A 22,706-nucleotide genomic window follows, 5' to 3' on the forward strand; every position below is an offset into this window, starting at 1 on the left:
AGATGCGAATACCGCCCTTCGCTCGCTCATCGACAGTCAGTCGTGAGGCAACCCCTACTGATGCCCTCAGGCACAACATGCCGTCTCTGAAGGTCTCTATAGTGTCCTCAGGTCTGGCCTCTCCACTCCCGAGTAGAAGTCTCGCAGCGGCGAATAGAGGTTCACCTGAGTTACCGAGATGCCGACCATCCCAATACATCGCAGTCTTTCCCTTAGCGGGAACCAAGTCAATTCTGAATATCACGCCCTGCAGTCCAAACTGTCAATCGGCGTTCAAAATTGACCCCCGATCGGCGTTCAAAATTGACCCCCATTTTTCACAGGGCGGAACGCGAGCGCTCGCCCCGGCGGAGCTGGCGGGATAGCGCAGCCGGGGCGAGTGCGTTCCAGGTGGCGATATGATTGGGAGCGTCAGGCGCGGTTCTTGAAGCGCCAGCTTTCGTTGCCGGTCTCGACAATGTCGCAATGGTGGGTGAGGCGATCGAGCAGCGCGCTGGTCATTTTCGCGTCGCCGAACACGCTCGGCCATTCACCAAAAGCGAGATTGGTGGTGACGATGATCGAGGTGCGTTCGTAGAGCCGGCTGATCAGATGGAAGAGCAATTGTCCGCCCGATTGTGCGAATGGCAGATAGCCGAGCTCGTCCAGAATGATGAAGTCCATTCTCGTGAGATATTCCGCAAAGCGCCCCTGACGGCCTCCCCGCGCTTCGGTCTCGAGCCTGGTGACGAGCTCGACGGTGTTGAAGAATCGGCCGCGTTTTCCGGCGCGAACGCAATTTCTGGCGATCGCTATCGAAAGATGCGTCTTCCCCGTGCCGGTTCCGCCGACGAGAACGCAATTACGTTGTTGATCGAGGAAGCCGCCGTTCGAGAGATCGCGCACCAGCGCTTCATTGATCGGCGTGCCGTCGAACTGGAAGTCGTCGATGTCCTTCGCCAGCGGCAATTTGGCGATCGTCATCTGATATTTGATGGAGCGCGCATATTTTTCGGCGATCTCCGCCTGGAGAAGATCGCCGACGATGCGCGGCGGCTCATGCTGCCTCTTTATTCCGGTCGACATCACCTCGTCATAGGCCGATCTCATGCCGAAGAGCTTGAGCTCTCCCATGAGATCGAAGAGCTGCGTGCGTTCCATCAGGCCGTTCTCCTCAATTGATCATAGCGGGCGCAGTCGGCGAGCGGCATGTGCACCAGCGTCAACGACTCGGGTGTCGGGATCGCCGGCGGGGGCGGCGGCTCGCGCCGGCGGGCGAGAATGTTGAGAATGACGTCGGCGGAATGGACGCCTTGGCTGAGCGCCTCCGCGCAGGCGGCTTCCACCGCGATCAATCCGTCGTCGACGACGGCGGCCAGAATCTTGACCATCTGGCGATCGCCATCGTCACTGCCGGCGAGCTTGCGCCGCACGCGCTCGATCGCTCCCGGCAATACCCAGTCCTTGAACGGCGCGCCATTCCGCAGCGCGCCGGGCTTGCGCGCGAGAACCGGCACGTAATGCCAGGGATCGAAGATCGTCGCGCCACGCCCGAAGGCGCGGGCATGTTCGGCGACGACGCGTCCTTTTTGACGAAAGACGATGCGATCGGCGTAGGCGTGGATCTCGACCGGGGCGCCGACGGCGCTCGCATTGACCGAATATTTGTTGTTGTCGAAGCGCACGAGACAAGTCTTCGACACCGACGCCGTCAGCTCGTGGAATCCGTCGAACCGCCCGCGAAGTTGGACGAGCTTCGGGCGCTCTTCCTCGAATGCCTCCCAAATCGTCTTGTCCGCGATTTCCGGATGCGGATGCGCCTTGGCGTAGCCGACGCATTTATCGAGAAGCCACGCGTTCATATCGTCATAGGTCTTGAACCGCAGGCGCGGCGTGAAGAACCGCTCCCGCGCCAAGCCGACCTGATTTTCGACCTGGCCTTTCTCCCAGCCGGACGCCGGCGTGCAGGCGACCGGCTCGACGAGATGGTGGCTGCACATTTGCGCGAAGCGACGATTGAACTTGCGCTCCTTGCCGATGAAGATCGTCTCCACCGCCGTTTTCATATTGTCGTAGATGCCGCGCGTGCAGGCTCCCTTGAAGAAGGAAAAGGCGCGCTCATGCGCGTCGAAAACCATCTCCTGCGTCTCGCGTGGATAGGCGCGAACGAAGAGCATGCGGCTGTGGCACAGGCGCATGTGCGCGACCTTCACGATCGTCGTCACGCCGTCGAGCAGAACGATCTCATGGCTCCAGTCGAACTGATAGGCTTCGCCCGGCGCGAAGCTCAGCGGCACATAAGCGGCCGCCGTCGCCGCGCCTTGCTCGCTGCGCCATTTGCGCGCGTAGCGACGCACGGCGTCATAGCCGCCCGCATAGCCCAGCCCGCTCAGATCCTCGAAAATGCGGATCAGGGTCAGCCGCTCGCGCGGCGCCTTCTTCTCGTTCTCCGCCAGAATCTCATCGAGCTTGTCCGACCAAGGTCCGAGCTTGGGAAACGGCTGATAATCGCGCTCGTAAGCGAAGGACGTTTCCTCCGAGCGCAACGCCTTCCGGACCGTGTTCCTCGAAATGCCCAGATCGCGAACGATCTCCTTTATCGTCTTGCCCTTGACGAAATGCTCGCGACGGATTCGCCCGATCGTCTCCACAATCAACATCCCCCCACCGCCCGCCGTTCAACCAAAGCGAGCGGACTGTCCCGGCTTCACCGGAGGGGGTCAATTTTGGACGCCGATCCCCCTCGTATAGGGGTCAAAATTGCACGCCGAATAACAGTCCAAACTTCGTAATGGTCAATAATCGCGGCCTCAGGCAAGGGGCCAAGTTTCTTCAAGAGAATGACCTCGCTGTCAGGTAACTTACCGCGCTCAAGCAAGGTCTTTAGCCGGTGACTTTCACCTGAGAGGACCTGTAGGTGCTTGGGGTTTATGCAGGCCCTATTGCGACAGATATGATCTACCTCATAACCCTCAGGTATCTCGCACCCGTTGAACACCTCCCACATCAGCCTGTGGAGATAGTAGTGGCCGTCCCCAATCCTGATCTTGGTGTAGCCTTTTCCATTTTGAGATGAATGGCTTACACAGACTACGCAGTCGCCTTCGACAGGTTTACCCGAGAGGTCTAAGGCTTCGCATCTAACATTTTTGGTCTTCAAAGCCTTGGAGCGATGATGGTCGGGGTTCGTCTTCTCAAAGCGGTAGCTGTCTAAAAGTTCTTCAATTTCCATCTGATGTAAGCCTCTGAATAGCATCGTTTATTAGGTTTTGTTCGTTGGTCTTGTGGGAGGCCAGAAGCTTCCGAAGCTCCCCGCGTTCCCACAGGCCCAACCTTGGGCCGAGCCTGAGGAGTTCCGTCATGTCTGCTTGTGTTAGTCCGAGAGCCTTGGCGAGGCGTTCTGTCGTCCTGAAATGACCTGACTTCGCCAGCACCAGCAGTTCCCGAGCAATCTGTTCGTCAGTAGCCTTGGGAAAGAGCTTTCCCCGGAGCCTTTTAGTCCTCTTTCGCATATTCCTTGAGCAGAACCTTCATCATGAGAGGGTTTGACGGAGTAATACCGAGCTTTCTCTCAAGCTTTATAATGCATCTCTCAAGGTTCTCTCGGTCCTCGCCAACGAGACGCACATAGAAGCTGTAGTAATCTTTGGTAACATCATTGATGCGACTGATGTCGCCTTTCTTTCTGATATTTGCCATTTATTTCTCTTGTGAAAATGTGTGTGCAATTGGGGAGGGGTTGCTGAGACCTCCTCCTTCTGCCCTGAGTCGGACTTTTCTGGAAAAATGCTCATAAGATTCTGATTAGAAAGCGAGTCTGCCTATCAGACTACTGCTGCAGCAGACTATAGTCCCCGGACTCTCGCTGCCGCCTCCCTCTGATGTAGACTTTCCCAAGAAAAAGCCGGTAACTATCTGGCAGACAATTATTTCAATCCTGTAGGGACGCTCTTTCCTTCAGGGCGCGCTTTTCCGAAAAACTTCTTGTAAAAAATTGATATCGAACGGTTTCCTCTTATCACACCACTGATACAGTAGACTATGTCCCGGGCTCTCGCTTCTGCCGGACCTACGCCTGAGCCGTCTGGATGCGCTTTGGGTCCGCTCAGCTACGCCTGTAGCTCCCCTCTTCGTTTCGCGGGTCTGGAGGCCCTATCCGTAACTTGGAGGCCCGCCCAAGCGTTCGACTGCTCTTTTGACCGCCGTAGCCGTCCATCTGCCTCCCCTTGGGGTTGCGACGCCTCTCGCGTTCAGTTCAGCCGCCGTTGCGTTCAGGGATAGCCCCTGATCCCTCATCCGCTGGAGGGTTCCGGCAAGCCGCTTGGCCCGCTCATCAGCAGCTTGCGCCTGCGTCTTCCGTCCTTCGGCGCGCCCCTGCGCAGCTACCTCAGCGAAGTTGCCCCGGTCACCTCCGAGCTTCACGCCCCGGGCCTTAGCTGACTGAAGTGCGGCCTTCGTTCGCTCGCTGATTAGCTCTCGCTCCTTCTGGGCAAGCTGCGCCATTATGCCGACCATGAAGCTGTCAGCCTGGGGCATGTCGCAACACACGAACCTCACGCCAGACTTCAGCAACCCAAGCAGAAAGTGCGCGTCACGGCTCAGCCGATCCAGCCGCGCAATGACCAGAGTAGCGTTGTAAAGGTGGCAAGCCTCGATGGCTTCGGCCAATTTCGGGCGGTCGTTGTTCTTCCCGCTCTCGACCTCGACGAACGTTTCCACCAGTGTCCATTGGCCACCGTTCAGAAAGTTATCGACGGCCCGTTGCTGTGCTTCAAGGCCAAGGCCGCTCTGGCCCTGCTTAGTGGTAGAGACTCTGAGGTAAGCGACGAAGTTCCCCGTGGCCATCTGTCTCGCAGCCTTCTCTCAACTTTGGCATCGAACGTTGCCAGAGATGATACAGCATCGCAAATGGTCTGACCTGCCCCTGAGAAATTCCCCCAGAAGCGATTAGAGTCCGGGCTATTGCAGGACGGACGAGATGAAGAAGAAACGGTTCACGGAAGAGCAGATTATCGGGATTTTGCGGGAACAGGAGGCCGGCGCGAAAGCGGCTGATCTGGCGCGAAAATACGCGGTTTCGGAAACGACCCTCTACAATTGGAAGGCCAAGTTCGGGGGCATGGACGTCTCCGAGGCGAAGCGGCTGAAGGGGCTCGAGGAAGAGAACGCGCGCTTGAAGAAGCTCTTGGCGGATCAGATGCTTGAGTCGGCGGCGCTTCGGGAGCTTCTGTCAAAAAAATGGTAGGGCCCGCCGCCAAGCGCGAAGCCGTCGCGCACCTTCGGGCCGTCATGAGCCTGTCGGAGCGTCGGGCCTGTAACATCGTCGCCGTCGACCGTAAGACGGTCCGCTATGTTTCGAAGCGGCCGGCCGACACGGCGTTGCGCGCCAGACTGCGGGACCTCGCCAATGAGCGCCGGCGCTTCGGCTATCGGCGGCTGTTCGTTCTGCTGCGGCAGGAGGGTGAGCGGGCCGGCAAGAACCGCATCTACCGCCTCTATCGCGAGGAGGGGCTGACGGTGAGAAAGCGCCGAGCCCGCCGCCGCGCGGTCGGAGCTCGGGCGCCCATTCCGGTCGAGGCGCGGCCGAATGCGCGCTGGTCGCTCGACTTCGTGCATGACCAGTTCGCCTGTGGCCGGCGCTTCCGCATCCTCAATATCGTCGACGACGTGACGCGCGAATGCCTGGCGGCGATCCCGGACACCTCCATCTCCGGCCAGCGCGTGGCGCGGGAGCTTTCGGCGCTCATCAAGCGACGCGGCATACCCGGCATGATCATCTCCGACAACGGGACGGAGTTTACCTCGAACGCGGTTCTGTCGTGGACGAGCGAGAACAGGATCGAGTGGCGTTACATCGCGCCGGGGAAGCCGATGCAGAACGGATTCTGCGAGAGCTTCAACGGGCGCATGCGGGACGAACTCCTGAACGAGACGTTGTTCTTCGGGCTCGACCACGCGCGGGCGAAGATCGGCGCATGGACCCACGACTACAATCATCGTCGCCCGCATTCCGCTCTCGGCTACGCGACGCCAGCGGCCTTCGCGGCCAATCTCACCGCAACAGGCGACCGGCTGCGCAACCCTGACCAGCTCCGCCGATCGCCTGTTGCTACATTCGCGCCCTCGGGCGTATCAACCGCCAGGACTCAACTCGCCGCTGGATGAAAGCTTAGGGGCAGGTCAGGTCGTACAAGCCCTCTGACCTACTCAGGCGCAGGCTTTTGGGCTGTGTTCTTTTTCGGCTGCGATGATTTTGCAGTGGGCCCACGTCGCGCCCATTGATGCTGGCAGGTTCCCTCAGTCGACCGCCGGCCGCGCCAGCCTCGGGAGCTGCGGGAGAAGGACAAAGACCAACCAACGCCGACCGCTCAAGCCCTCAACGGGTCCCTCCGGCGTAGGATACCTACTATCCTACCCCCCCTCCCTACCGACTTCACAAATCCACCTGAAAGGTCGTCGTCGTCGTCTAACGTGAGGCTGTGGGGTCAAAATTTAGGCCCGGACTTCCTGAGGCTCCTTATTTGGCCTCGGGAACACAGGATAACAAACTTATTCGTCAGTTGAGTGTTTGCTATCAGCATGCTCTTCCGTTTTGCCTTCAAGGAAGGCATCAAACCTCTCGAATAGGTTCGAGTTCCTTTCGATGCGCTCTAAGTGATAGCTTGTTGAGGCTATAGCAACGTTCTGTTTGAGAGGATCCCACAGCTTAACGATGCCCAGCATCCCGTCTCTATCCAGAGGATGTAGCCCAAGGTCTGCGATTTTTGACGCGGCTTGCCCCACGAAACCGAGAGATACGACGAGACCAATGGCACCTCTCCGGTTTACCTCGGCTGCGAATGGTTCAAACGTCGAGACATCCTCTTCTTTGACTTGGTATTGCTTCACCTCGGCAGACGTAGCCAACCTGCCTCCATCCCAACCGTCAATATCACCGATGCCTCCTCTGCGCTTTGATCCGGTTCTAACCTTCCGAGTCTCTAATTGGAGGTGAGGATTGTCAGCTCGAATGAAGCCGAAAGTAATCGCCTGATATGCGGCGCCTGTGGGTTCAGACCTGCGTGAAGTGAGGTCAAACTCTTCGAGAACGTATTGGAAAAGAGGAGGAGCGCGCGTCACGCTCTCTGGATCAAACGCTTGGCTTGGCAGTTCAGCCAGCACAAAATCAATAACCTTTCGCCGCAGCGCCTCAAGGCTTGCCTTGTCAAATGTCGCGAGAGCGTCCAGCCAGCGCCGATATTGCTCCCAAGACCCCGTGGCATGGCCCGGACAGCTCGGATAGTCATAGCGTTGATTTTCGACTCGGAAATAATGCTCAACCATGTTGTAGAATTTGCGAAGGCTCAGGGTTCCTTCTTCAAAGTCGACAATGAGAGTTTTCGCCGTGCTTCCAGACGCAGTCACGTCTCTCTTTGGAAAGAGGGCAAGGACATCATCGAAGCTCGATGCGTGCAGTGAGGGGGTGTCCAGCGCAAGCATCAAATCCACTTCTGCCACGAGCAGCCCTGCGGCAAATTTTTTGCGCTTAAATTCGGCCTTGAGTTCCTCGAAGAGAGCAGCTTCATCCATGCTAAGTTTGACGTCAAAAACTTGACGTCTTCTCCCGACTCAGTTAATAGGGCGCTGAGTATAGCAGGGACTGAAAAGATGCTTTCTCGTCAAGAGGAGTTCCATCACTGGCTACAGCGAAACACCCAGCTTTCCGAACGCTCTCTGCGCGATGTTGTTTCGAGGGCCAATAGGGCGGCGACATTGGTGGATTTGCTCGCGCCAAAGGCAGATGAGGAATTTGTGTTCGCATTGACCCAATGCGACGGTTTCAAGCAGGCAACACAAACCGTTCGTTCACAAGTAAAGCGAGCCGCGCTCTTGTATCGGCAGTTTGCTCGGGTTGGTGGGAAACGCAGATGACGACGTTCGTGGACCTGTTCGCTGGCGCGGGCGGTTTGTCCCTCGGTTTACAGAATGCTGGATGGAAGCCGCTTCTCGCCTCGGATATTTGGGAAGATGCGGCGGCGACTTACCGACAGAATTTTCCACAAGAACTTTTTCATGCCGGGGACATCTCTCTCCTGACGGGTAAGCGCCTCGCTTCGCTTGTAAAGACCTCACCAGATTGGGTTGTCGGAGGACCGCCTTGCCAAGGGTTTTCGACGGTTGGCCGTCGCGAGAGGTCTGATCCTCGGAACATGCTCGTCAGAGAGTTCGCGCGGGTTGTGAACGAGCTTCGACCGAGAAACTTCCTGATGGAAAACGTGCTTGGCTTGAAGGATATGAAGTTCGTGGACTTCGTATCGTCACTCTTCCCTGACTATAGCGTCTCCGCTGTCATACTAACCGCAGCCGACTTCGGTGTGCCTCAGCTCCGCCGCCGTATCTTTTTCGTGGGCGATCTGAAGGGCCGCCAATTTGTTCCGCCGAAACCCACGCATGCCCCAGACGAATATGTCACTGTTTGGGATGCAATCGGTGACTTGCCTGCCTTGCAGCCCGGTGAAAGGGTGGAAAAGTATACGAGCAAGCCTTCGACAGCCTACCAGCGAAAATTGAGGGGCGCTTGCAGGCGTTTGACAAGTCATGAGGCGAGCGACCACCCCGCCTATCTTGTCGAAGCCATCTCATACATTCCGGATGGCGGGAATCGCCAATCTATTCCCCATCATCTCCAGCCGGCCAGTGGTTACCACAATTCATACTCGCGCCTTCATAGCCTCTCCCCAGCGGTGGCAGTTACTCAGAACATGGGTAAGCCATCGGGCACTCGCTGCATCCATCCTTTCCAACACAGAGGTCTAACGGCGCGTGAGGGAGCCAGATTACAAGGTTTTCCGGATAAATTTTTATTTGCTGGAGGCGTAACCTCGCAACGACTGCAAATCGCGAACGCCGTCTCGCCTATCCTTGCGGAAGTCCTCGGAGGGGTTTTAACGCAGCCTTGCCAGTGGATAAACGAAAGCAGCTCCGAAAACCATATGGCTTCAATCGAGTCTGATAAGCGGCCTCTGCTTCATCGTAAGCCGGTCTGCGTCTAACAAGACGCAAGATGGTCACTTACTGATTGTTGGCATAGACCTTACTTGCGCAACAAGTTGCTCGAGGTGCGCCTTGTCCTTGGTCTCACACTCCCACACCACGAGAACAGCCCAACCGAGTTGATCGAGGGCTTGCGATGCCGCTTCATGGCGCTCAGCATTTCTCTTGAACTTAGCGCGCCAGTAGTCCGCTCGTGTCCTTGGCTGCGTTCCCCTGTGGCATGAGTGCTGATGCCAGAAACAACCATGAACGAAGATTACCAGTTTGCGTGACGGAAGCACTATGTCTGGCGTGCCGGGTAAGCTTCGGTCATTGAGGCGATACCTCAAGCCCTGCTTGTGCAGCGCCCTTCGCAATACCAACTCGGGAGTAGTATTTTTCTGAGGAACACGCGCCATACGGCTGCTTGTTTCTCTGGACGGCGCATCCAACGTTGCCTCTATAGGTCTGGTTTGCCGAGAAAGCCTTCGAAGAAGGGTAGCGGAAACCCACCGTATGTGCGACCCGGCGGCGCACAACCATCTCGGGGGCTGTATTCTTTCCCCCGACACGTCGCATGAGGTTGCTGCGTTGCTTCGGTGTCAGTCGGTCGACCATTTGCAATCAAGTCTATCAGGGTTTGGCATGAAGCTGCTGCCAATGTGAGGGCGGTTGCGCTTGCCCCACCTTTGGGATACCCAGTGGGATACCGGGTCAACTCGCCGAAAGAAATTGCTGCAACGTCAGAGGCTTACTGGCCTCCCAAGGGACAAGCGCCCCTACTCGGGGAGCCATCAATTAATAAGTCACAACTGACTGGAAACGCTCCGGTTTTTGCCGCAGTTCCTCCTCGGCGGGGTCGCGCATAAATCGAGCGGCTCGAAACCGCCGCTCTCACAATCATGCGCCAGTCCTTGACGTCGATGGCGCTCCCGCTCCGACATTCGGTTCAGGCGAAGAGTTCAACCTGCCCGTCCGCGAGACGATAGACTCCGCCGACGATCTTGAGTCGCTTGTCGTTGACCGCGGCGCTCAACAGCGGCGTCGCCGTCCTGAGCGCTTCCACGCCGAGACGAACATTCTCTTTCGTGGCGTTCGCAAGCTCGTCTCCCGGTCGGCCCGCGACAGCCTTGACCGCCGGCGTCAGCGCCGTCACCAGATAAGGAAGATGACCGGGCAGCGTCGTCTTGTCTGCGATCGAGGAGATCGCCGACCTCACCGCGCCGCAGCTTTCGTGGCCGAGCACGAGCAGCAGCGGCGTCTTCAGCACTTCGACCGCGAACTCGAAACTCGCGATATTTTCCGGATTGACGAAATTGCCGGCGACGCGACAGACGAAGAGATCGCCCCGCGAACTATCGAAGGCGTATTCGGGCGCGATGCGTGAGTCGGCGCAACTGAGGATCGCGGCGTAAGGATTCTGCCCGCCGACGAGCGCTTCCCGCTCCGCGATAAAATCATGCCGCTTCGGGACGCCTCTTTGATAGCGTCTGTTTCCTTCCATCAGGCGCGCCAGCGCCTCATCCGGCGTCATGACATTCTGCGGCCTGGGCGGAGAGGCGGCCGGCTTGCGCGATTCGCGAGTTTTGGCTTTCGAGCGCGCCTCGCCCGCCACGAACAGCGCTCCCGCCGCCCCGGCGCCGAACATGAAGCCCCGGCGAGGCATTTTCTTTTGATGCGCAATATTCGGAAATCCGCAGGACTGACACATCAACAAGCCTCCCATGTGGACAGTGAAAGCTTTTTTATTATCAATTAATCGCGGTCTCTGATCGGTCTCGGGCGCGACCATCCATCCGGGAAAACTCTCGAAGAGCCGCAAGCGTGGTCACAAAACGAGCGCGGTCATAAAAAAAGACCGCCAGCGCGTTCACGCTGACGGTCTTTAAACCGGACCGCGAAGGTGCCGATTCACACGCTGATCATGAAGATCAGAGGCGCGTGATGGTCACAGCGGCGATAACAACCATAGCCAGCATGGCAGCGGGGACGAGCCAACCCATCTTTACCTCCCTCAGAATGCGCTCTTAAAGCGCCGTTTTTTCTGCTTTACGCGTGCGGCAGTACAGCGGAGGGCTTGGTCTTTGTCAAGCCCAATCCCGCGACGGAGCCAATTATCCACGCTCCGAGGCGGCCGCCTGGCAGCCGACGCGCGACCGCATTTGCACGTTACGTCGAGTCCGCGCATCTGGCAAATTTGGCGAGAACATTCCGTGTTCACGCGCGTTGGGCGGCATTACCGACCATGCAGGCGCAGCCAAGGCGACGGCGAGCGCCTTCTCCAAATGGAGGCCGCAATGCGAGCCAGGCTCCTTCTCTCTGTGGCAGTCGCGACGCTATCGCTCTGCATCTCACAGGGTTATGCACAGAACGCCGGACAGGACCCCGCGGGAGGCGAGGCCGCGAAGCCCGGTCAATCTGAAAACGCCGCCAATCGCGGGCATGAGGCCGCCAGAAAGGCGCATGAGCAACGCGGAGAACGCGCCCAGAAAAGAGAGCGCGACGAAGCCAAGGCGGCGAAGGAATCGGAGCGTCAGGGCGTCGCGGAGCCCGAAAAGCAGGGTGAGACCGCGAAAAACGCGAAGGATGAGGAGCGCCGCGGAAAGCCGGGCATGGACGAGAATCGCGGCCAGAAGGGCGCCAAACACGGCGCCAAACGGGAATCGCCCGCCCGCCCGGGCGCAGAGACGCATGGCGCGAAGGAGCCGGATGCGCAGGACAGGACCGGTCGCGCCGAATCGTCTCAGGGTGAGCGCGCCGGCGAGGCCAGGCGCGACGAGGATCGGCGCGGCGCCCGGAATGAAACGGATCGCGCTCCGCGTCCGATGGAGCAGCGCGGGGAAACGGACCGGGATCGGCAGCAGGGTCGCGACGTCTTTGGCCGCTCGCCGGAGGCCGACAGGATGCGCGGCGAGGACCGTGAAACCCTCGGGCGAACCGATCAGGACGAACAGCAACGGGCCGCGAGGCGCGATGAACGCGGCGGCATGCGCCTGAGCGCCCGCGATCAAAGCCGCGTGCGCGACATCATCGAACGGCGCGGCGAGCGGAGCGTCTCGCGCAACGAGTTCGATGTCCGCATTGGCGCCGTGGCTCCGCCCAATGTGCAGTTCTACCCCCTGCCCCCGGAAGTGGTGGCGATCGCCCCGCAATATCGCGGCTATGATTTCGTTCGTGTCGAGGATCAGATCGCGATTATCGATCCAGGCGACCGCCAGGTCGTCGCCATGCTGGGCGAAGGCGGCGAGCCGCCGGCAATGTATGGCTATGAGGAGCGCGGCGGCGGGGGCGGCTATGAGCGGCGCGAAGGCGGCCGCTACGGATCCGCCCGTCGCGACGAAGGCTACCAGGGCCGCGCTGAGCGCCGGGGAGAAGCCTATGGCTATGCGCCGCGCGTCCGGCTCGACAACCGCCAGGAGCGCGCGCTTTATCGCGGCGTGATGCAGGAGGCGCGGACGAATCTGCGGCAGGTCTGCGTGCGCGTCGGCGACCGGGTGCCGGAGTTCGTCGACATCGAACCGGTGCCGCGCCAGATCGCGGCCGACACTCCGGATGTCGCGCGCTTCGATTATTTCGTGCTCAACGATCAGGTCGTTCTGGTGGACCCGGACAGCCGAAAGGTCGTCGACATTATCGAAGAGCCGCGCTGACGGCGTCAAACAAAGGCGCCGGGGATCGCCCCCCGGCGCCTTCTTTGGGAAATTCGTTTACCCGGCCTTGTGCGCCTTCGTCAGCGACGAGTGGCGCTCATGCTTCTGGATATGGCGCTGCTGCGCCTTGTGTTTCGTGGGCTTCGCCTTGGCGGGTTCCGTGGCCGCAGGCGCGGGTTCCTCGGTCGCGGCGAAGCTCGGTTGGGCGAAAGCGGCGCCGGCGACAATGAGGGCCATCGCAAAAAGGACGTTCTTCATCTTTCGTGCTCCATTGCTAATACCCCAAGCCGCAGTCATCCTCGCACGGCGGGCATGAACCTCGCCTGACGTCGAAATTCATTTAATATTCATTTGTTTGCAGCAAAGGCGACGTCTAGTTCTTAGAGGTCGCGGGGGCCAGGCGGTCGCGCAGCGACTCGTAGATCGGGGCGCTGCCGAGCAGCGTCGGCGCCAGCATCGCGGTGAAACAGGCGGCAAGCATCGGAAGCAGCATCGTCACGCCGCCGGTCATTTCGGTGACGAGCACGATCCCCGTCAGCGGCGCGCGCACGACGCCGGTGAAGAAGGCCGTCATGCCGACGACGGCGAAAGCCTGCGGCTGAATATCGACGCCCGGCAGCAGCAGCCCGAATGCGACGCCGAAGAAAAGGCCCGCCTGCGCGCCCAGCGCCAGCATCGGCGCGAAGAGACCGCCCGGCGCCCCCGCAGCGTAGGACGCGCCGCCAAGCCCGAATCTGAGCGACAGGACGAAAGGCAGAATGAAGATGTCCTGCCATCCCGCGAGCGCTGCGAGCGTCAGCCCGTCACCCCCGCCGACGAGGCGCGGCGAGAACCAGGCCAGCGCGCCAACGGCGGCGCCGGTCAGCGCGGCCTTGGCCTCCCCCGGCAGGCGCAGACGCTCGAAAGCCGAGAGCGTCGCCAGCAGAAAGCGGTTGTAAAGGACGCCGAAGAAGCCCATGGCCGCGCCCATTATAAAAAAGAGCGGCCCGATGACGGGCGGCGGATAATCCAGCGGCGGCAGCAGGAAGTCGGGCGAGTCGCCCAGCAGAAGATGGGCCACGGCGATCGCCGTCGAGGAGGCGGCGAGCGCCGCGAGGGCGATGCGCTGCTCGAACTTCTGGACGAGTTCCTCCAGCACGAAGACGGCGCCAGCCATGGGCGCGTTGAAGGCCGTGGCGAGCCCCGCCCCCGCTCCGGCGGCGAGCAGCGCCCGGCAATCCGCCCAACTCCGGCGGAACGCGCCGCCCGTAAGATGGCCGATGACCGCGCCCATCTGCACGCTCGGCCCCTCGCGCCCCAGCGCGAGCCCCGCGCCGATGGCGAGACAGCCGCCGACGAATTTCACGGGCAACAGAATAAACGGCGCGGGCGGCGCCTCGCCGCGCAGCACGGCCTCGACATGCGGAATGCCGCTGCCCGAGGCGTGCGGCGAGAAGCGCCGCACCATCCATCTGGCGACGAGCGCCGCAAGGGCGCAAAGCAGGACGACGATGAGAAAACCGAGAAGCGCCCTGCCCTGCGCCCAGACGACGACAAGGTCGCGCAACCGATCCGCCTGCTGCAAAGCGAGCCGGAACAGCGCGCCCACAACGCCCGCGACGCCGCCGACAAGGAGCGCGAGGACGGCGAGGATAACGAGGCTTCTCTCGTCGCTTTCGCTTTCGACTGGCGCATGGACGTTCATTGCGCGCCGCCCACGGCCTTGATGTCCACGGAGACGGCCAGCGCCTGCCGCCCCGCTCCGACGATCACGCCGTCGATCGGCGAAACGTCTGCATAGTCGCGGCCGATCGCGACGACGATGTGGTTGTCGTCGGCGTACATCGCGTTGGTGGGATCGAGATGAATCCAGCCGAAAGGCTCGCCGCACCACAGGGCGACCCAGGCGTGCGAGGCGTCGGCGCCTTCGAGCCGCGGCTGACCCGGCGGCGGCGACGTCCGGATATAGCCGCTGACATAGGCCGCCGGCAGCGAGAGGCCGCGCAGCCCGGCGATCATGATATGCGCGAAATCCTGACAGACGCCCCCGCGCGCCGCGAAAGCCGCCGCGAGCGGCGTCGCGACATGGGTCGCATTGGGATCATACGCGAAATCCGCCTTGATCCGCCGCATCAGCTCCTCGGCGCCTTCGAGCGCCGGTCGGCCCGGCGGAAAACTTTCGCGCGCATAATCCGTAACCGGCGCGTGGAGCGGCGTCTGGCGGCCGGGGAAGAGCCAGTGGACCGGCGACTCGCGCGAAAGCGTTTTGGCCGCCCCGGCGGCGCGCGAGACAGACTCCCACGAGGGGGTAAGACATGCGGCCGGCGGCTCCTCCCGCTCAACCTCGACGCGGGCGGAAACTGAAATGCGCAGCCGCGCGTGAGCCTCGCGTATCATCGCTTCGACGACGCGATTGCCGAAGAAATCCACATTTTCGCGCGTGGCCTCCGGCGCCGGCGCCGCCTCGACGCGGCTTCTCAACACGCGCTGGCCCTTGCTGTCGCGCGGCGTCAGCCTTATGGCGCAGCGCGTGGAGGCGACGCTCGCCTCGTAGCTGTAGGTCGTGACGTGTTCGATGTCGTAGATCACGCGAGCTTCGATCGCTTATCCGTCGGCGCCGGATCGCTGGAATGCGAAAAATACCGCTCGGAAATGGCGTTGGCGAGCGCCATCAGGCGCTGTTCGATCATGAGGACGCTCCCCGCGTCGAGGCGCCGCGCGTCCGCCGCTTCGAGATCGGCGCGCAGCGACACGGCGAGCCGGCGCTGCGGCTCCATCATGCCGTCGTCGGCGAGGGCCGGAAGACCTGCGAGATGCTCGTCGATGCGTCGGGCCTGGAAAGCCGCCGATCGCGGGTTGAAAGGATCGAGCATAGCGATGTCGAGCGTCGGCGCCAGCGCGGGGCCGGCGAGATAACGAGAGCGATAGGTTATCTGCGAGTCGACCAGTTCGAGCAGCGCGTCGAGCGTCTCCATCGTCGGATTGTGGTCCGCGAATTGACGCGCGAAGCGGCAGGTATTGACCGCGCGTTCGATGCGCTTGCCGAGATCGATGAAGGCCCAGCCGGAGGCGCGGTTGAAATTCTCGTCCATCAGCCCGGAGAGCGCGGCGAGCGTATGCAGGGCGCGCTCTGACATCTCCAGAATTTCTGGCTCCAAGGGCGCGCCGGCCGCCGCGCGTTCAAGACGCAATTCGAGACGCACCATCAACTGCCACATATCCTGCGACAAACGTTCGCGCACGATGGAGGCCGCGCGCTTGGCCTGGCCCACAAGGGCGCGCGCCGAACCATAGAAGTCCGCATTGCTCGCGGCGGTGAGCGCGACGACGGCGCTGGGATGCGGCGCGGCGCAAGGCGCGGCGGCGCCCCAGGCGAAAAGCAGACGTTCGCAACGGTCGATGGGCTGGCGTCCCTGCAGGGCGGCGCCGGCGGTTTCCGTCATACGGTTGCAGAGACAGCGCACGACGCGCAGCGTGGCTTCCGCGCGTTCGAGATAGCGGCCCATCCAGAACAGATTGTCGGCGGCGCGGCTCGGCAGATTGCCGGGCACGCGCACCACCGGCGCGTCATTCTTCGTGGGCAACAGCGAGGTCGCGTTTTCCGGCGCCTCCTCGCCGACCACCCACACATCGGCCGATTGCGCGCCGGCCCCCATGGAAATGGCGCGCGCGTCGCGCCTGTCGGACACGCGGCAGAAACCGCCGGGCATGACCTTCCAGCCCTCCGGCGTCGCGGCCGCGAAGACGCGCAACGTGAAGGGGCGCGGCGTGAGGGCGCCGCCGTCCCAGGCGGGCGTGGTCGACAGCTTCACGATCTCCTGCCCCACATAATCCAGGCCGCGAGCCTGCATGGCGCGGACGAGGCGCGCGCGCTGTTCGGCGTCGAGCTCGGCGCCGATCGCGGCGCGGGCGCCGTCGAGTCCCTCGGCGTTGTCGCTGAACGCGCCGGCGATCGCGCGACTGTCGAAGGCGCGCAGGATTTCGTCGCGCTCGGCCTCCTGCCCGCACCACCAGGTCGCGACATTGGGGAGACGCAGCGGCTCGCCGAGCAGCCTTTGCGCGATCGCGGGGAGAAAACTCATCAGCGCGCGCGACTCGGCGAAGCCCGAACCGGGCATGTTGGCGACGGCGACCGCGCCCTCGCGGATCGCGTCGAACAAGCCCGGAACGCCAAGCCTGGATGCGGCGTTCGCTTCCAGCGGATCGAGCCAGTCGGCGTCGACGCGCCGCCACGCGACGTCGGCGCGCTTCAGCCCGGCGACGGTGCGCACATGGAGCTTTCCCTCGCTCGTCACGAGGTCCTCGCCTTCGACGAGGAGAAAGCCGAGATAGCGCGCAAGGTAGACCTGCTCGGTATAGGTCTCGCTCCATGGGCCCGGCGTCATCAGGCAGATGCGCGGATCGCTGCGCGCCGCCGCCGCCGCGAGGCCCGCGCGAAAGTCGCGGAAGAAGCCGGCGAGCCGGCGCACCTTCATCTCCCGGTAGAGACTCGGAAAGGCGCGGGCGAGGATCAGGCGGTTCTCCACAGCGTAGCCCGCGCCCGAGGGCGCCTGCCCCCGATCGCCCAGCACCCACCATTCGCCGTCCGGCCCGCGTCCCAGGTCGGCCGCATAGAAACGCAGCCAGCGGCCGCCCACGGGCTTCACGCCGCACATCGGGCGGATGAATTCCGGCGAACCGGCGACGACCGCCGCCGGCAGCGCGCCCTCCGCGACGAGGCGTCCCTCGCCATAGACGTCGTGCAGGATGCGATCGAGAAGCTCGGCCCGCTGCGCGACGCCCGCCGCGATCTCGACCCATTCCCGCTCCGCAATCAGGAGCGGCAGGCGACTCAGCGGCCACGGGCGCTCGCGCGTCTCGCCATAGACGCGATAGGTCACGCCCATATCGTTGATGCGGCGCGCGGCGGCCGCAAAGCGGCTCTCGACGCCCTCCTGCCCCAGCCCGGCGAGCGTATCGAGCAGCGTCGACCAATGCGCGCGCGGACGCCCGTCCGGGCCGATCAGCTCGTCGGGGACGCCGGGCAGCGGCCGGTAGTCGGCGATCCAGGCGGCGAGCCTTCGCGCCTCGTCTCCCGGAGCTGCGGCTGCTTGGAGCTCAACGGCCAAATCGCCTCCGCAAATCGAGCGTCAGCGGGAACTCGCCCGCAGGTTCCTCGCGCGGCGGCTCGACGCGGCCGGGCGTGTGGCCGTGATCCTGAAAGCGCGAGAGGCGCCGGGATTCGGCCTCGTGAAAATTGACCGGAAAGGTGTCGTAATTGCGCCCGCCCGGATGTGCGCTGTGGTAGACGCAGCCGCCGAGCGAGCGGTTGCTCCAGCTATCGACAATGTCGAAGGTGAGCGGCGTATGAACGGGGATCGTCGGATGCATGCCGGAGGCCGGCCGCCATGCCTTGAAGCGGACGCCTGCAACCGCCTCGCCCACGACCCCCGTGGAGGCGAGCGGCACGCGGCGGCCATTGCAGGCGACGACATGGCGGTTCTGCACGAAATGCTTCGCCTTCACTTCGAGACGTTCGACCGACGAATCCACATAGCGCACCGTACCGCCAATGGCGCCCTCTTCGCCGAGGACGTGCCAGGGCTCGAGCGCGTGACGAATCTCCAGCGTCACGCCGCCATGCTCGACGCGGCCGGCGAGCGGAAAGCGGAACTCATATTGCGCCTGAAACCATTCGGGCTCGAAGGCGTAGCCGGCGCGTTCGAGGTCGTCGAGCACGCCAAGAAAATCCGCCCAGACGAAATGCGGCAGCATGAACTTGTCATGCAGCGCCGTTCCCCAGCGCACGCAATCGCCTTCCTGCGGCTCGCGCCAGAACCAGGCGACGAGCGCGCGCAGCAGCAATTGCTGCGCAAGGCTCATGCGCGCGTCCGGCGGCATCTCGAAAGCGCGGAATTCGACGAGGCCGAGACGGCCTGTCGGCCCATCGGGGGAATAGAGCTTGTCGATGCAAATTTCCGAACGATGCGTATTGCCCGAAACGTCGACCAGCAGATTTCGGTAGAGCCGGTCGACGAGCCAGATCGGAAAATTCGTCTCGCCCGCCGCGGGCGTGTTGGCGAGCGCGATTTCAAGTTCGTACAGCGCGTCGTGCCGCGCTTCGTCGATGCGCGGGCTCTGGCTCGTCGGGCCGATGAAGAGGCCGGAGAAGAGATAGGAGAGCGACGGGTGTCGCTGCCAATACAGCACGAGGCTCTTCAGCAGGTCGGGCCGCCGCAGGAAAGGCGAGTCGGCCGGCGTCACGCCCCCGAGCACGACATGGTTGCCGCCGCCTGAGCCGACGCAGCGGCCATCCGTCATGAATTTGCTGGTGGCGAGCCGCGCCTGTCGCGCTTCCTCGTAAAGGGTCGTCGTGTTGTCCACCGCCTCGCCCCATGACGCGGCGGGATGGATGTTGACTTCGATGACGCCGGGGTCGGGCGTCACTTTCACCATTTCAAGACGCGGATCGACGGGCGGCGGATAGCCTTCGATATGCAAGGGCATGTCGAGTTCCTCGGCCGTCGTCTCCACAGCGACGAGCAACTCCAGATAATCCTCCAGCCGCGACGCCGGCGGCATGAAAACGCAGAGCGCGCCGTCGCGCGCCTCGACGGCGAGCGCCGTGCGCACCACGCCCTCGACGATGGACTGCCCCATCACGTCCTGCCGGCTCGCGCGCGTCTCGCTGTAGATCTGTTGGAAATGCGCGGGATCAGGCAAAGGCCCGCGTTCCTCGAACGTGTCCTGATTATGGATGTAAGGGTAAACCGACGGCGGAACCCATGGCAGCGCATTCAGCGGCAGGCGCAGGCCCACGGGCGAGTCGCCCGGCGCCAGGAACAAACGCCCGCGCCGCAGCGGCCAGCGTTCGGAAATCCAGCGTTGCCCTGCGCAGGCGTTCCAGCGCTGAACGGGCAGAACGTAACCAGTGGGCGACGCAAGACCGCGCTCGAAAACGCGCACCATGCGCGCACGCTCCTCGGCGTCTTCTATCTTTGGGTCGAGCGGATCGACATTGATCGGAAGCTGCCCCTCTTTCAGCATCCAGTGGGCGGGGTCTTCATAAGCCGGGATCACATAATCCTTGCCGACGCCGAGCGTCTCGGCGAGCTCGAAGCAGAAACGGCCGGCGTTCAGATGGTTGGCGACCTCGGAATTCGGCGCCATGCCGGAAACCAAATTCGCATTCTTCCAGATCGGCCTGCCGTCCTTGCGCCAATAGAGCGCGAAGGCCCAGCGCGGCAGGCTTTCGCCCGGATACCACTTGCCCTGCCCGTAATGCAGAAAACCGCCCGGACCGAAGCGGTTGCGAAGGCGTCGGATAAGATCGTCCGAACGCGCGCGCTTCGTCGGCCCGACAGCGGCCGTGTTCCATTCGGGCGACTGGAAGTCGTCGATCGACACGAATGTCGGCTCGCCGCCCATGGTGAGCCGCACGTCCTGCGCCTTTAGATCTTCATCGACGGCTTCGCCGAGCTTGTCGAGTCGCTTCCACGCTTCGTCCGAGAAGGGCGCGGTGACGCGCGGCGCCTCGCGAATTCGCTCCACGCGCATCTCGAAACTGAAATCGCATTCGGCGGGCTCGACGAGTCCCGACACCGGCGCGCAGGAACGGTAATGCGGCGCGCCGCAGAGCGGCAGATGGCCCTCGCCGCAGAAAAGGCCCGACGTGGCGTCGAGGCCGATCCATCCCGCGCCGGGGATATACACCTCCGTCCAGGCGTGGAGATCGGTAAAGTCGTGATCCGTGCCCTTTGGGCCCTCAACGGGATCGATGTCTTCCTTAAGCTGGACGAGATAGCCGGAGACAAAACGCGCCGCGAAGCCAAGGCGCCGCAGGACTTGGACAAGCAGCCACGCCGAGTCCCGGCACGAGCCGGAGCGCAGCGTCAGCGTTTCGTCCGGCGCCTGCACGCCGGGCTCCATGCGGATGACGTAGCTTATCTCTTCTTGCACGCGCGCGTTGAGACCGACCAGAAAATCGATCGTGCGCTGCTTCTCGCGGGGAACCGTCAGCATATATTCGTCGATCGCCGCGCCGCCGGGCTCGATTTCGAGATAGGCAGCGAGCTCTGTCGCCAGCTCCGCCTTGTAGACGAAGGGGAACTCCTCCGCGTAGGGCTCGACGAAAAAATCGAACGGATTGAAGACCGCCATCTCCGCGAGAAGATCGACCTCGATCTTGAACTCCCGCGCCTTCTCCGGAAAGACGAGCCGCGCCTGCCAGTTGCCGTGCGGGTCCTGCTGCCAGTTGATGAAATGTCCGGTCGGCAGGATCTTCAGCGAGTAGCCGGTGACGCGCGTCCGGCAATGCGGGGCGGGCCGCAGCCGGATGATCTGCGGGCCGAGACCGACAAGGCGATCATATTTGTAGTGCGTGACGTGATGAAGCGCGACTTGGATCGACAAGGGGGCGGCGCCTTTTGCAAAGCGGCATATTGCGCCGCGAAAGGAATTAAGCGGAAGCGCGGGGCGGCAAGTCAATCGGATTGGCGGGAAAGCGGTTTATTTGCTTGCAATTCCTGCAGGGTGACGGGCGGATAGGCAGAAATTGCACAACATGGCGGCTCCGGCTCGCCCTCACCGGATCGCCTCAACCGGCAGAAGCAACTCATAGCGCAGGCCGCTCTCGCCGAACTGCATCTTCGCCTCGCCCCCGAACTGCTTGGGCGTTTCGAGCAGGATGAAGCTGCCGAAGCCTTTGCGCGCCGAGAGCTGGGGGCGGGGCGCGCCCTTCTCTTCCCAGCTAAACACGAGCGTCTCCTTTCCCTCGGCGTTCCGTATCTCCTTGTGGATCGCCACCGAGCCGCTCGGCGACGACAGCGCGCCGTGTTTCACGGCGTTGGTGAGAAGCTCGTGGACAATGAAGGAGATCGCCTGCGCCGCTCGCGCGTTCACGCGTAGATCTTCGCCGGTCGAAGCGATCTGGCCCTTGAAGCCGCCGACCGCGACGCCGATCACCTTGTCCGCCGACACGTTCTTGAACATCGATTCGGATAAGACGGCATGCGCATTTGCGAGGAGCTGCACGCGCTGCGTCAAGGCCTCCTCCGCCTCGGCCATGTTTCTGCCCCGCGTCAAAGTCCGGCGAATGGTCGCGAGGATCACCGCGAAGATATTGCCGACGCGGTGTTCCAGTTCGCGCGCGAGAATCGCCTGCCGCTCCTCTTGCTGCTTGCGCTCGGTAATGTCCGTCACGGTTGCGAGCACCGCCTTCTGATCGTCCCATTGGAGGGGATTGAGGCCGATCTCGACAGGGAATTCCGAGCCGTCCTTGCGACGTCCGCAAAGGTCGCGCCCCGCGCCCATGGGCCGCGTCTCCGGCGACTGCTGGAACCGCTGGCGAAGTTCCGCATGTGCGGCGGCGACATTTTCGGGCACGAGCGTTTCCACGGGTTTTCCGAGCAGTTCCTCGCGCGCATAGCCGAAAAGCTTTTCCGCGCTGGAATTGAGGCCGAGGATCGCCCCGCTCCGCGCGACGATCACAATGCCGTTCGGCGCGGACTCGATGAGCGCGCGCTGGCTTTGCTCTTGCGCGGCGATGCGCCGAACGGCGTCCTCGAACAGCGACAGGACCAGCACGATCATTACGGCGACGAAAAGAAAGGACGAGAGGGAAACGATCGCCTTCAGATCGAGTCCCCATGTCTGCGTCGACTCCATGAAGAGAAACCAGGCGATGACGACGGACGACAGCGTCGTGAACAAGCCGACCCGCATCCCGCCGAAGACCGTCGCGACCAGAACCGCCGGGAAGAACGTGACGAAAGGGATTCCCGGGACAAGCCAGCCCTGCGCGAGCCAGCGGATGAAGGTCGCCGCAACGAGCGCCGCTATCGCGATTCCATAGGCGACGACCGGATTGCGCCGCGTGACCACGAGAGCGAGCCGGCTGCTTAAGGCGGTCTGCGTGGTCATTTTCGGCGCCTCCGGTTGAGGCGGAACATAGTGGGCAAGTCCCGGAGGACTATAGCGAACCCACTGAATCCAGGCGCGCTCCCGTGAAGCGGGGCGGGGCGCGCGCGACGGCTTTGTTTCAGCCTGGAAGCAGTCTAATCTCGCATGCGCGCGTCGGCGCTCGAGTCGCCGCCGCGCGATTGAGGG

At 62.4% G+C, this 22,706-nt stretch carries 17 protein-coding genes; 3 read left to right on the forward strand and 14 right to left on the reverse strand.

Annotated elements, in window-relative coordinates:
• Window positions 1–411 precede the first annotated feature (411 nt).
• From istB to ACNHKD_RS13740, 5 genes are all read right to left on the reverse strand, one after another.
• On the reverse strand, window positions 412–1,140 hold the full coding sequence (gene istB, locus ACNHKD_RS13720; RefSeq protein WP_442754040.1) for an IS21-like element helper ATPase IstB: 729 nt from the start codon (window positions 1,138–1,140) through the stop codon (window positions 412–414).
• Window positions 1,140–2,639 carry an IS21 family transposase gene (gene istA / locus ACNHKD_RS13725; protein WP_442754041.1) on the reverse strand — a complete coding sequence of 500 codons (1,500 nt, stop codon included), beginning with the start codon at window positions 2,637–2,639 and terminating at the stop codon, window positions 1,140–1,142. Before istA ends, istB begins: the two co-directional genes overlap by 1 nt.
• Before the next feature lie 47 nt (window positions 2,640–2,686).
• Entirely contained in the window at window positions 2,687–3,211 is a 525-nt protein-coding gene (locus ACNHKD_RS13730) for an HNH endonuclease signature motif containing protein (RefSeq protein ID WP_442754042.1), read from the reverse strand.
• A gap of 263 nt (window positions 3,212–3,474) precedes the next feature.
• Complete coding sequence (locus ACNHKD_RS13735) at window positions 3,475–3,678, reverse strand: hypothetical protein (protein ID WP_442754043.1); 204 nt, start codon at window positions 3,676–3,678, stop codon at window positions 3,475–3,477.
• 453 nt (window positions 3,679–4,131) lie between these two features.
• Window positions 4,132–4,824, reverse strand: coding sequence for a recombinase family protein (locus ACNHKD_RS13740; protein ID WP_442754044.1), 693 nt, complete (start codon window positions 4,822–4,824; stop codon window positions 4,132–4,134).
• 133 nt (window positions 4,825–4,957) lie between these two features.
• Between ACNHKD_RS13740 and ACNHKD_RS13745 the strand changes: the two genes are divergently transcribed.
• Window positions 4,958–6,144, forward strand: a protein-coding gene (locus tag ACNHKD_RS13745) for an IS3 family transposase (RefSeq protein ID WP_442753301.1) whose coding sequence is annotated in 2 segments (ribosomal slippage) — window positions 4,958–5,210 and window positions 5,210–6,144 — 1,188 coding nt in all. Because the reading frame shifts where the segments join, the coding sequence is not laid out codon by codon here.
• 384 nt (window positions 6,145–6,528) lie between these two features.
• Here the strand turns inward: ACNHKD_RS13745 and ACNHKD_RS13750 are convergent.
• Entirely contained in the window at window positions 6,529–7,548 is a 1,020-nt protein-coding gene (locus tag ACNHKD_RS13750; RefSeq protein ID WP_442754045.1) for a hypothetical protein, read from the reverse strand.
• A gap of 338 nt (window positions 7,549–7,886) precedes the next feature.
• Here ACNHKD_RS13750 and ACNHKD_RS13755 point away from each other — a divergent pair, with 338 nt between their 5' ends.
• Window positions 7,887–9,011: a DNA cytosine methyltransferase gene (locus ACNHKD_RS13755; RefSeq protein WP_442754046.1), complete on the forward strand. Its 1,125-nt coding sequence runs from the start codon at window positions 7,887–7,889 to the stop codon at window positions 9,009–9,011.
• 15 nt (window positions 9,012–9,026) lie between these two features.
• Here the strand turns inward: ACNHKD_RS13755 and ACNHKD_RS13760 are convergent, their stop codons facing one another.
• Complete coding sequence (locus ACNHKD_RS13760) at window positions 9,027–9,410, reverse strand: very short patch repair endonuclease (RefSeq protein ID WP_442756904.1); 384 nt, start codon at window positions 9,408–9,410, stop codon at window positions 9,027–9,029.
• Window positions 9,411–9,940: 530 nt separating this feature from the next.
• Entirely contained in the window at window positions 9,941–10,702 is a 762-nt protein-coding gene (locus ACNHKD_RS13765; RefSeq protein ID WP_442754047.1) for a carbonic anhydrase, read from the reverse strand.
• Window positions 10,703–11,288: 586 nt separating this feature from the next.
• Between ACNHKD_RS13765 and ACNHKD_RS13770 the strand changes: the two genes are divergently transcribed.
• Window positions 11,289–12,641 carry a DUF1236 domain-containing protein gene (locus ACNHKD_RS13770; protein WP_442754048.1) on the forward strand — a complete coding sequence of 451 codons (1,353 nt, stop codon included), beginning with the start codon at window positions 11,289–11,291 and terminating at the stop codon, window positions 12,639–12,641.
• 57 nt (window positions 12,642–12,698) lie between these two features.
• On the opposite strand, the gene ACNHKD_RS13775 is transcribed toward ACNHKD_RS13770, so the two are convergent.
• From ACNHKD_RS13775 to ACNHKD_RS13800, 6 genes are all read right to left on the reverse strand, one after another.
• The gene (locus ACNHKD_RS13775) at window positions 12,699–12,899 is read right to left on the reverse strand and encodes a hypothetical protein (RefSeq protein WP_442754049.1); all 201 of its coding nucleotides are present in this window, start codon (window positions 12,897–12,899) and stop codon (window positions 12,699–12,701) included.
• A gap of 115 nt (window positions 12,900–13,014) precedes the next feature.
• A complete protein-coding gene (clcA, locus tag ACNHKD_RS13780) occupies window positions 13,015–14,325 on the reverse strand; it encodes a H(+)/Cl(-) exchange transporter ClcA (RefSeq protein WP_442754050.1) in 1,311 nt (436 codons plus the stop codon).
• Complete coding sequence (locus ACNHKD_RS13785; RefSeq protein ID WP_442754051.1) at window positions 14,322–15,209, reverse strand: transglutaminase family protein; 888 nt, start codon at window positions 15,207–15,209, stop codon at window positions 14,322–14,324. Before ACNHKD_RS13785 ends, clcA begins: the two co-directional genes overlap by 4 nt.
• Window positions 15,206–17,728: a circularly permuted type 2 ATP-grasp protein gene (locus tag ACNHKD_RS13790; RefSeq protein ID WP_442754052.1), complete on the reverse strand. Its 2,523-nt coding sequence runs from the start codon at window positions 17,726–17,728 to the stop codon at window positions 15,206–15,208. Before ACNHKD_RS13790 ends, ACNHKD_RS13785 begins: the two co-directional genes overlap by 4 nt.
• Window positions 17,718–21,011, reverse strand: a complete 3,294-nt coding sequence (locus tag ACNHKD_RS13795) for a transglutaminase family protein (RefSeq protein WP_442754053.1) — start codon at window positions 21,009–21,011, stop codon at window positions 17,718–17,720. Before ACNHKD_RS13795 ends, ACNHKD_RS13790 begins: the two co-directional genes overlap by 11 nt.
• A gap of 171 nt (window positions 21,012–21,182) precedes the next feature.
• Complete coding sequence (locus tag ACNHKD_RS13800; RefSeq protein WP_442754054.1) at window positions 21,183–22,520, reverse strand: PAS domain S-box protein; 1,338 nt, start codon at window positions 22,518–22,520, stop codon at window positions 21,183–21,185.
• Window positions 22,521–22,706 lie beyond the last annotated feature (186 nt).

Origin of the sequence: Methylocystis sp. JAN1, from assembly GCF_052186135.1 — a bacterium.
Lineage (GTDB): Bacteria > Pseudomonadota > Alphaproteobacteria > Rhizobiales > Beijerinckiaceae > Methylocystis.

Coding starts and splice junctions, on each gene's coding strand:
- istA (WP_442754041.1), bottom strand. CDS start 2,639: ATGTTGATTGTGGAGACGATCGGGCGAATCCGTCGCGAGCATTTCGTC.
- ACNHKD_RS13770 (WP_442754048.1), top strand. CDS start 11,289: ATGCGAGCCAGGCTCCTTCTCTCTGTGGCAGTCGCGACGCTATCGCTC.
- ACNHKD_RS13760 (WP_442756904.1), bottom strand. CDS start 9,410: ATGGCGCGTGTTCCTCAGAAAAATACTACTCCCGAGTTGGTATTGCGA.
- ACNHKD_RS13765 (WP_442754047.1), bottom strand. CDS start 10,702: ATGTGTCAGTCCTGCGGATTTCCGAATATTGCGCATCAAAAGAAAATG.
- istB (WP_442754040.1), bottom strand. CDS start 1,140: ATGGAACGCACGCAGCTCTTCGATCTCATGGGAGAGCTCAAGCTCTTC.
- ACNHKD_RS13775 (WP_442754049.1), bottom strand. CDS start 12,899: ATGAAGAACGTCCTTTTTGCGATGGCCCTCATTGTCGCCGGCGCCGCT.
- clcA (WP_442754050.1), bottom strand. CDS start 14,325: ATGAACGTCCATGCGCCAGTCGAAAGCGAAAGCGACGAGAGAAGCCTC.
- ACNHKD_RS13740 (WP_442754044.1), bottom strand. CDS start 4,824: ATGGCCACGGGGAACTTCGTCGCTTACCTCAGAGTCTCTACCACTAAG.
- ACNHKD_RS13750 (WP_442754045.1), bottom strand. CDS start 7,548: ATGGATGAAGCTGCTCTCTTCGAGGAACTCAAGGCCGAATTTAAGCGC.
- ACNHKD_RS13730 (WP_442754042.1), bottom strand. CDS start 3,211: ATGGAAATTGAAGAACTTTTAGACAGCTACCGCTTTGAGAAGACGAAC.
- ACNHKD_RS13735 (WP_442754043.1), bottom strand. CDS start 3,678: ATGGCAAATATCAGAAAGAAAGGCGACATCAGTCGCATCAATGATGTT.
- ACNHKD_RS13755 (WP_442754046.1), top strand. CDS start 7,887: ATGACGACGTTCGTGGACCTGTTCGCTGGCGCGGGCGGTTTGTCCCTC.
- ACNHKD_RS13800 (WP_442754054.1), bottom strand. CDS start 22,520: ATGACCACGCAGACCGCCTTAAGCAGCCGGCTCGCTCTCGTGGTCACG.